This window comes from Bacillus sp. GMa5/1, from assembly GCF_050172015.1.
Classification (GTDB): Bacteria; Bacillota; Bacilli; order Bacillales; family Bacillaceae_G; genus Bacillus_A; species Bacillus_A cereus.
Genome location: NZ_JBNLYC010000057.1, coordinates 18,611 through 28,214, shown reverse-complemented (window position 1 = coordinate 28,214; position 9,604 = coordinate 18,611). Strand labels below are relative to the sequence as shown.

The following is a 9,604-nucleotide window of genomic DNA, read 5'->3' as shown; positions in this document are numbered from 1 at the left end:
ATAAAAAATTGTAAAAAAGCGGAACTTGTAAGCTATTTCCTTTTCATAGATGCTAAAATTATATATGCAGCTGCTAATATAAATGGAAAAAAGGAGATAATGGAGTATGGAAAGTAAAGTGGAACGCTATGTCGAAAATTATGTTGTAACGAAAAATACGATGGCCTTACTTCCTGTTATTCTAAGTGAAAAGAAAATTGTTACGCGAGTCGTTGAAATGAATGATTCTTTTTTCGTATTTCAAAAACCTCTAGATATTATAGAAAGAAGTTGCCGCAAGCATGGCTCTAGTTTCTTAGGCAGAAAAGAAGGAACGAAAGAGTTAACTCATATTACACATAAAGCACCGATTGCGATTAGTCCAGCAGATCAACTTTATTTTTTCCCTACCTATTCTTACTCTAGAAAAGAGTGCGCTTGGTTGTCTCATTTTTATATTGAAAGTAATAAAGAATTAGAAGATGGAAATCTTATTATTAGATTTATAAATGGCTTTGCTGTGAAATTAGAAATATCAAAAACTAGTTTTGAAAATCAACAAAATCGTACAGCGAAATTACGTACTGAATATGAAGATCGTAGGAAAAAACAAGGGAATCCTTGTTTTAAAGAGGTCGATAAAAAAGAGGAATCAACATTAAGACCCGCTTATGAGAAGGTGTATTTTGTGAAGGAAGGCGAAGTGTGAAAGGATGGGGGAATCCCCATTCTTTTTTTGTTTGTCAGTCAGTCTTTGTAGATAAGGCGATATATTAGAAAAAATGAGTTGTAATTGATATATTTAGAAAATCACCAGTATAATTTCATTTACCGATAAAAACCGAAAAACAATCTAAATAACAAAATGAACGACACGTCCTGTCGAATATTGATAGATTATCATAGCTAAATAATGAAGGAATTCTTATGAAAGATATGGAAACTTTAATAAATACATCTCCGTATGTCGTATCTACCATTTCCTCTTTCATATAAGCAATGATACAGTAGGGATAGTATTTAGAGTAAAGGGGTAAAGTGTAGAATGGATTTTCAGACAATCAAAGAGTATTTTTCACCAGAAAATATGGATCATATTGTTGAGAGTTATAAAGCGTTCGGACCACTTCTTGGTATTGGTTTACCGATGATAGAGGCGTTGATTCCAGCATTACCGCTTATTGTATTTGTACTGGCGAATGCTGTTGCATTTGGCTTTTGGCTCGGTTTTCTTTATTCATGGCTTGGATCAGTAATGGGTGCATTACTTGTCTTTTTCATCATCCGCCATTTTGGTCGCAGTCGTTTCTTTTCGTTTGTAAATAAGCATGAGAGAGTACGAAAAGCAATGGGGTGGGTTGAAAGGAAAGGATTCGCACCGATTTTTGTTATATTTTGTTTTCCGTTTACACCGTCAGCGCTAATAAATGTTGTCGCTGGTTTATCCCGAATTAGTGTAAAACAGTTTGGTCTAGCGTTAGCATTCGGAAAACTTGTGATGATTTTTATTTTAACGTATATCGGTCATGATTTAATGTCATTTATTCATAATCCAGTGAAATCAGTTATTGTAGCGATTGGTATTTTTATTTTATGGTATGTCGGTAAGAAAATCGAAGTAAAGTTAGAACTACATTAAGAATAGTCTTCTTTGTAAAGGAAAGCTTCAGTATTAAAGGATAAGGGGAGAAGCAGATGAAGAAAACTTTGAAAAAAGAAGGCATAGAGTGGATACGAACAATTTTAATTGGTGTATTATTAGCTGTATTTTTTCGAACGTTTTTCTTTTCAACGTATGTTGTAGAGGGGAAGTCAATGATGCCGACATTGCAGGATGGCAATATGCTAGTTGTAAATAAGGTGAGTTATCAAGTTGGGGACTTGAACAGATTTGACGTTGTGGTATTTCATGCGAATAAAAAAGAGGACTATGTAAAGCGGGTTATCGGTTTACCTGGAGATCATATTGAATATAAGCAGGATAAGTTATATATAAACGGTCAATTTATTGATGAGCCGTATTTAGAGAAGTATAAGAAAGAGATAAATGGAAGGCAACTAACAGGCGACTTTACATTAGAAGAGTTAACGAAAGAAAAGCTGGTGCCACCCGGGTTTATTTTTGTAGTAGGTGATAACCGGCTCGGGAGCTGGGATAGTAGACACTTTGGCTTTGTAAAAGCTGATACAGTTGTCGGTAAAGTTGATTTGCGATATTGGCCAATTCAAGAGGTGCAAACGAATTTTTCAAAAGGTTGATATAATGAAGTAGAAGTATAGAAAAGACAAACAACTCAGTTTGTCTTTTTTCGTGTACTATAATACAATTATAGTAGCAAACTAACGTTCGTTATGTAAGTGAAAGGTGGGGTTACATGTCACTTCGATTTGTGATTGGTAGAGCGGGAAGTGGAAAAAGTACACTTTGTTTACGCGAAGTGCAAGAAGAGTTAAAACAACGCCCGAGAGGGAAAACAATATTATATCTTGTGCCAGAACAGATGACATTCCAGACGCAGCAGGCGTTAATTGGAAGTGAGGATGTAAGAGGTTCTATTCGGGCACAAGTTTTTAGTTTTTCACGATTAGCGTGGAAGGTACTACAAGAAGTTGGCGGAGCGAGTCGTCTTCATATTGATGAAGCGGGTGTACATATGTTACTCCGTAAAATTGTAGAGTCTCGTAAAGATGGATTATCGGTGTTCCAAAAAGCAGCGGAGCAAAACGGTTTCTTTGAACATCTTGGCAGTATGATTGCAGAGTTTAAACGTTACAATGTAACGCCATCTAACGTATATGAAATGTGGCAACAATTGGATGCGCATAGTAGCAGTGCCGAACAAAAGTTACTAGCGAATAAAGTGTATGATTTACAGCTATTATACGATGATTTTGAACGTGCTTTAATTGGAAAATATTTAGATTCAGAAGACTACCTGCAATTGCTAGTGGAAAAGCTTCCGCAGTCTGAATATGTAAATGGTGCGGAAATTTATATAGATGGATTTCATTCACTCTCCCCGCAAGAGTTAGAGATTGTAAGACAGCTTATGATTTGCGGAGCGAGAGTTACGATCACGTTAACGATAGATGAAAAAACGTTAGCACAGCCAGTAAATGAACTCGATTTATTTTATGAAACGACGTTAACGTATGAAAAAATCAAACAAGTAGCGCGTGAAGAGAAAATAGAAATTGAAAAAACAATTCCACTTATGGAACAGCCGCGTTTTCATTCTCCGGCATTAGCGCATTTAGAAGCTCATTATGAAGCGCGTCCGAATGAAAAATTTAACGGTGAAGCGAGTGTAACGATTAGTACAGCTGCGAATTTACGAGCAGAGGTAGAAGGTGTTGCGCGTGAAATTCGTAAACTTGTGGCGGAGGAAAACTATCGTTACCGAGATATTGCGGTTCTTCTTCGTAATGGGGAAAGTTATTACGATGTGATGCGAACGTTATTTACAGATTATAATATCCCACACTTCATCGATGAAAAGCGCCCGATGTCACACCACCCATTAGTAGAATGTATTCGTTCTGCACTCGAGATTATTAGTGGGAATTGGCGTTATGATGCGGTGTTCCGCTGCGTGAAAACAGAGCTTTTATATCCATTAGACGTAAGAAAAGAAACGATGCGTGAAGAAATGGATGAATTTGAAAATTACTGTTTAGCGTACGGTGTACAAGGAAAGAGGTGGACTTCAGAGGATCCATGGATGTATCGCCGTTATCGTTCTCTTGATGATACGAACGGGATGATCACAGATAGTGAACGTGAAATGGAAGAGAAAATAAATCGATTGCGTGACGTTGTAAGAACACCTGTTATTCGCATGCAAAAAAGGTTAAAGCGTGCAGGAACAGTTATGCAAATGTGTGAAGCAGTTTACTTATTTCTAGAAGAGCTGGATGTTCCGAAAAAACTAGAAGAATTACGTATACGTGCAGAAGAAAGTGGAGATTTCTTATTTGCGACAGATCATGAACAAGTATGGGAAGAAGTAATGAGCCTTCTTGATACGTTTGTAGAGATGCTTGGTGAAGAGAAAATGTCTCTTTCTATGTTTACGGACGTTATGTCGACAGGTCTTGAGGCGCTTCAATTTGCTAACATTCCACCGTCATTAGACCAAGTGTTAATTGCTAATATTGATCACTCCAGGTTATCTGACGTGAAAGCAACGTTTATTATAGGTGTAAATGAGGGTGTTATTCCAGCAGCACCTATGGACGAAGGTATGCTTTCTGATGAAGAAAGAGAAGTTCTTGGTGCAGCGGGGATTGAATTAGCGCCAACGACGAGACAAACTTTGTTAGAAGAACAGTTCGTTATGTATCAAATGGTAACGAGAGCATCTGAGAAGTTATATATTTCATGCCCGCTTGCAGATGAAGAAGGAAAGACGTTACTTGCGTCTAGCTTTATTAAGAAAATAAAAAGAATGTTCCCTAATGTGAAAGATTCATTTATTACCAATGACGTAAACGATTTATCACGTTCAGAACAAATTTCATACGTAGCAACGCCAGAAGTAACGTTATCTTACGTTATGCAGCAACTACAAACGTGGAAGCGATACGGATTTGAAGGGAATTTAGACTTTTGGTGGGACGTATATAATTTCTACGTAACTTCAGATGAATGGAAACAAAAAAGTAGCCGCGTCTTATCAAGTTTATTCTATCGAAATCGTGCGAAGAAACTAAGTACAGCAGTAAGTAGAGATTTATACGGAGATATAATTAAAGGAAGCGTCTCTCGTATGGAACTATTTAACCGTTGTGCATACGCTCATTTTGCGCAGCACGGTTTATCGCTTAGAGAGCGTGATATTTTCAAGCTTGATGCGCCGGACATCGGCGAATTATTCCATGCGGCATTAAAGAAAATTGCGGACAAGCTATTGCGTGAAAACCGTACTTGGGCGGATTTATCCATAAAAGAGTGTGAGCATCTTTCTGTTTTAGTAATAGAAGAAATCGCACCGTTATTACAACGACAAATTTTATTAAGTTCAAACCGTCACTTCTATTTAAAACAAAAACTACAACAAATCATTTTCCGTACGTCAATCATTCTTCGTGAACATGCGAAGTCAAGCGGATTCGTACCAGTTGATTTAGAAGTGCCGTTCGGTATGGGTGGTACAGGATCACTTCCGCCGATGGAATTCTCATTACCAAATGGTGTGAAGATGGAAGTTGTCGGCCGTATTGACCGTGTTGATAAGGCAGAAGATGAAAACGGGACGTTCTTACGTATTATTGATTATAAATCAAGTTCAAAAGCGTTAGATTTAACGGAAGTGTATTACGGATTAGCACTTCAAATGTTAACGTATTTAGATGTTGTTACTTCGAATGCGCAGACGTGGATGAAAAAAGGTCACGCAGCATCACCAGCTGGTGTATTGTATTTCCATATTCATAACCCAATCGTTGAGATGAAAGGTGACGCATCTGAAGCTGAAATTGAAAAAGAAATTTTAAAGAAATTTAAAATGAAAGGACTCGTATTAGGAGATGCTGACGTTGTTCGTTTAATGGATAACAAACTTTCAACAGGAAGTTCAGATATTATTTCTGCTGGCCTGAAAAAAGACGGTAGCTTTAGTGCGCGTTCAAGTATTGCAAGTGAGCAAGAGTTTAACGTACTGCAAAAATATGTACACCATACGTTTGAAAATATCGGAAAAGATATTACAGAAGGTGTTATCGATATTGCTCCTTATAAAATGGGAAATAAAGCAGCATGTACGTTCTGTAACTTCAAATCTGTTTGTCAATTTGATGAGTCACTTGAAGATAATCAGTTCCGATCGTTAAAAGATATGAAAGATAGCGAAGCGATGGAGAAAATAAGAGAGGAGGTTGGCGGAGAATGATAGAAAATTGGCCTGAAAAACCAGAAGGTAGTCAATGGACAGATGACCAGTGGAAAGCTGTTGTAGCGAATGGACGTGATATTTTAGTTGCGGCTGCAGCTGGGTCAGGGAAAACAGCAGTATTAGTTGAACGTATTATTAAAAAGATTATTAATGAAGAGAATCCAGTCGATGTCGACCGCCTGCTCGTTGTAACATTTACGAATGCAGCGGCGCAAGAGATGAAAAACCGAATCGGGGAAGCGTTAGAAAAGGTATTAATTGATGAACCAGGCTCTCAACACGTAAGAAAGCAGCTGAGCCTATTAAATAAAGCTTCCATTTCAACAATTCACTCATTCTGTTTACAAGTAATTAGAGGATATTACTACATGCTTGATGTTGATCCTCGTTTCCGTATTGCGAATCAAACAGAAAATGAATTGTTAAAAGAAGAAGTGCTAGATGACATATTAGAAGAAGAGTACGGAATCGAAGATAATACAATCTTCTTTGAACTTGTTGATCGTTATACGAGTGACCGTAGTGATGATGACTTACAACGTATGATTTTAGCGCTTCATACAGAGTCAAGAGCGCATCCAAATCCGGAAAAATGGCTTGATAAATTAGTAGAAGCATATGACGTAGAAGGAAAGACAATTGAAGATTTAGTATATGCTTCTTATTTATTAGAAGATGTGAAATTCCAGCTTGAAACAGCGGAACAGCATATTCGTAAGGCAACTGAACTCGCAATGCTTCCTGACGGTCCAGCGCCTCGCATTGAAACCCTGCAAGCAGATCTAGCTTTACTTGGAACGCTATCATCAGCTGCTCATGAGTCGTGGACAAGTTTGTATGAAGCGATGCAAAATGTATCGTGGCAAACGTTAAAGCGTATTAAGAAAAGTGATTACAATGAAGATGTTGTAAAACAAGTAGACTCTCTTCGTAATAAAGCGAAAGATGAAGTGAAGAAATTACAAGAAGAGTTATTTAGCCGAAAACCTGAAAGTTTCTTACGAGATTTTCAAGATATGCACCCAGTATTAGAAAAGCTTGTTCAACTTGTAAAAGTATTTACAGAGCGTTTCCAAGCGATGAAGCGAGATAAAGGAATGGTCGATTTCACAGATTTAGAGCATTTTTGTTTACAAATTTTAAGTGAACAAAGTGAAAATGGTGAAATGAATCCGTCAGCAGTGGCGCTCCAATATCGTAATAAATTTGCTGAAGTATTAGTCGATGAATATCAAGATACGAACTTTGTACAGGAATCTATTATTAAATTCGTAACGAAAGATTCTGAGAGTGAAGGAAACTTGTTCATGGTTGGTGACGTAAAGCAGTCGATTTATCGTTTCCGACTAGCCGAACCAGGACTATTCCTAGGAAAATATAAACGCTTCACACAAGAAGGATTGGGCGGTGGAATGAAGATCGACTTAGCGAAAAACTTCCGTAGTCGTCATGAAGTGTTAGCAGGTACGAACTTTATCTTCAAACAAATTATGGGTGAAGAAGTCGGAGAAATCGACTACGATGCAGACGCTGAATTAAAGTTAGGTGCTACCTATCCAGAAGGTGAAGATGTAGCGGCAGAACTACTGTGCATTCAGCAAACGGAAGAAGAAGTAATAGACGGAGAAGAAGGTACAGAAGTCGAAAAAGCACAGCTTGAAGCTCGTCTTATGGCGCAGCGCATTAAAGCGATGGTTGATTCAGGTTATGAAGTGTATGACCGTAAAAATGATAGTATGCGCCCAGTACAATACCGCGACTTCGTTATTTTACTTCGCTCCATGCCGTGGGCCCCGCAAATTATGGAAGAGTTAAAATTACAAGGAATTCCAGTGTACGCTGACCTTGCGACTGGTTACTTTGAAGCGACGGAAGTAAATATTATGATGAACGTATTCCGCGTTATTGATAATCCGATGCAAGATATTCCGCTTGCAGCTGTACTTCGTTCTCCAATCGTTGGATTGAGCGATGAAGAACTTGCAACGCTTCGTGCTCATGGAAAGAAAGGCTCGTTTTATGAAGTAATGAGCTCATTCTTAAAAGGGGCACCACTTGAAGAGGAGCAAGAACTTCATGATAAATTAGAGTGGTTTTATAACTTACTGCAAGGATGGCGTGAATTTGCACGTCAACAATCACTTTCTGATTTAATTTGGAAAGTGTACGGTGAGACAGGTTATTACGACTTCGTTGGCGGTTTACCAGCTGGAAAGCAAAGGCAGGCAAACTTACGCGTACTATATGACCGCGCAAGACAATACGAAGCAACATCATTTAGAGGATTATTCCGCTTCTTACGTTTTATTGAACGTATTTTAGAACGCGGTGATGACATGGGTACGGCGAGGGCCCTCGGTGAACAAGAAGACGTTGTTCGCATTATGACGATTCATAAAAGTAAAGGGTTAGAGTTCCCGGTTGTATTTGTAGCTGGACTCGGTCGTCGTTTTAATACACAAGACTTAATGAAACGTTTCTTATTGCATAAAGATTTCGGTTTCGGTTCGCAATTTATCGATCCGCGTAAACGAATTAAATATACAACATTATCACAGCTTGCGATTAAGCGTAAAATGAAAATGGAATTAATTGCGGAAGAAATGCGCGTACTATACGTAGCGTTGACGCGCGCGAAAGAGAAGTTAATTTTAATCGGAACAGTTAAGGATGCAAATAAGGAAATGGAAAAATGGCTTGATGCGAGGGAACATAGTGAATGGTTATTACCAGATCACATACGTGCCGGGGCGTCTTGTTATTTAGACTGGATTGCACCTTCATTATATAGACACCGTGATAGTGAAATGCTTCTTGAATTAGGACAAGGAAGTATTCCAGATGAAATTTACGGGTATGACACTAGCTGGAAAGTAGAAGTTGTGGACGGTAATACGCTACTTGCACCAGAGCCAGTTCAAGAAGAGAAACAAGAATTATTAGAAGCGCTTCGTGAGAAAAAGGCTGTGCCGTTAGAAAGTGAACGAAAAGATGAAGTGTACGACAGATTAATGTGGAAGTACGGATATGAGGAAGCAACATCTCACCGTGCGAAGCAATCTGTTACAGAAATAAAGAGAAATTATCAATCAGAAGATGGTAGTGATAACGCCTTTATTAAAAAACTACGTGCACCAATTAAAACACGTCCGCGCTTTATGGAGAAAAAAGGGTTAACGTACGCAGAGCGCGGAACAGCAGTCCATGCCGTTATGCAGCATGTTGATTTGAAGAAGCCGATTACGGTTGAAGTTCTTCAAGAGCAAATTGCTGGAATGGTAAATAAGGAATTATTAACATTCGAGCAGGCGGAAGAAATAGCGATTGAAAAAGTAATTTCATTCTTTGACAGTGACTTAGGTAAAAGGGTATTAGCGGCGAAAAGTGTTGAGCGTGAAGTTCCATTTACGATGATGCTTGCAGCAGAAGAAGCATATCAAGATTGGCAAGGGAATAGCGGGGAATCGATTCTTGTCCAAGGGGTTATCGACTGCATGATTGAAGAGGAAGATGGCATTACGTTAATCGACTTCAAAACAGATACGATTGAAGGGAAATTTCCAGGCGGATTCGAACAAGCGAAACCAATTTTAGAAGATCGATATAAAGTGCAGCTTTCGTTATATGCAAAAGCACTGGAGAAAAGCTTACAACATCCTGTAAAAGAGAAATGTTTATACTTCTTTGATGGGAATCACGTTGTAAATATTGAAGAATAGAGGGGCTTGAAA

Annotated in this window: 5 protein-coding genes; all 5 read left to right on the top strand. The window is 38.3% G+C overall.

The genetic code is table 11. The features are described 5' to 3' along the window. The first annotated feature begins 106 nt into the window (after nucleotides 1–106). Nucleotides 107–688 (top strand): competence protein ComK, encoded by a 582-nt coding sequence (locus tag ACQGSG_RS15225; protein ID WP_000444439.1) that lies wholly within the window; start codon nucleotides 107–109, stop codon nucleotides 686–688. Nucleotides 689–1,024: 336 nt separating this feature from the next. Beyond that, nucleotides 1,025–1,618, top strand: a complete 594-nt coding sequence (locus ACQGSG_RS15220; RefSeq protein ID WP_000347518.1) for a TVP38/TMEM64 family protein — start codon at nucleotides 1,025–1,027, stop codon at nucleotides 1,616–1,618. Between the two features lie 56 nt (nucleotides 1,619–1,674). Next, nucleotides 1,675–2,238, top strand: coding sequence for a signal peptidase I (gene lepB, locus ACQGSG_RS15215; protein WP_000751910.1), 564 nt, complete (start codon nucleotides 1,675–1,677; stop codon nucleotides 2,236–2,238). 116 nt (nucleotides 2,239–2,354) lie between these two features. Next, nucleotides 2,355–5,870 (top strand): helicase-exonuclease AddAB subunit AddB, encoded by a 3,516-nt coding sequence (gene addB, locus ACQGSG_RS15210; protein WP_000058607.1) that lies wholly within the window; start codon nucleotides 2,355–2,357, stop codon nucleotides 5,868–5,870. After that, nucleotides 5,867–9,592 (top strand): helicase-exonuclease AddAB subunit AddA, encoded by a 3,726-nt coding sequence (addA, locus tag ACQGSG_RS15205; protein WP_098382045.1) that lies wholly within the window; start codon nucleotides 5,867–5,869, stop codon nucleotides 9,590–9,592. The genes addB and addA overlap by 4 nt, the downstream gene beginning before the upstream one ends. The last annotated feature ends 12 nt before the right edge of the window (nucleotides 9,593–9,604 follow it).

Bases quoted from the DNA above. Each gene is read 5' to 3' on its own strand.
- addA (WP_098382045.1), top strand. From the start codon at position 5,867: ATGATAGAAAATTGGCCTGAAAAACCAGAAGGTAGTCAATGGACAGAT.
- lepB (WP_000751910.1), top strand. From the start codon at position 1,675: ATGAAGAAAACTTTGAAAAAAGAAGGCATAGAGTGGATACGAACAATT.
- ACQGSG_RS15220 (WP_000347518.1), top strand. From the start codon at position 1,025: ATGGATTTTCAGACAATCAAAGAGTATTTTTCACCAGAAAATATGGAT.
- addB (WP_000058607.1), top strand. From the start codon at position 2,355: ATGTCACTTCGATTTGTGATTGGTAGAGCGGGAAGTGGAAAAAGTACA.
- ACQGSG_RS15225 (WP_000444439.1), top strand. From the start codon at position 107: ATGGAAAGTAAAGTGGAACGCTATGTCGAAAATTATGTTGTAACGAAA.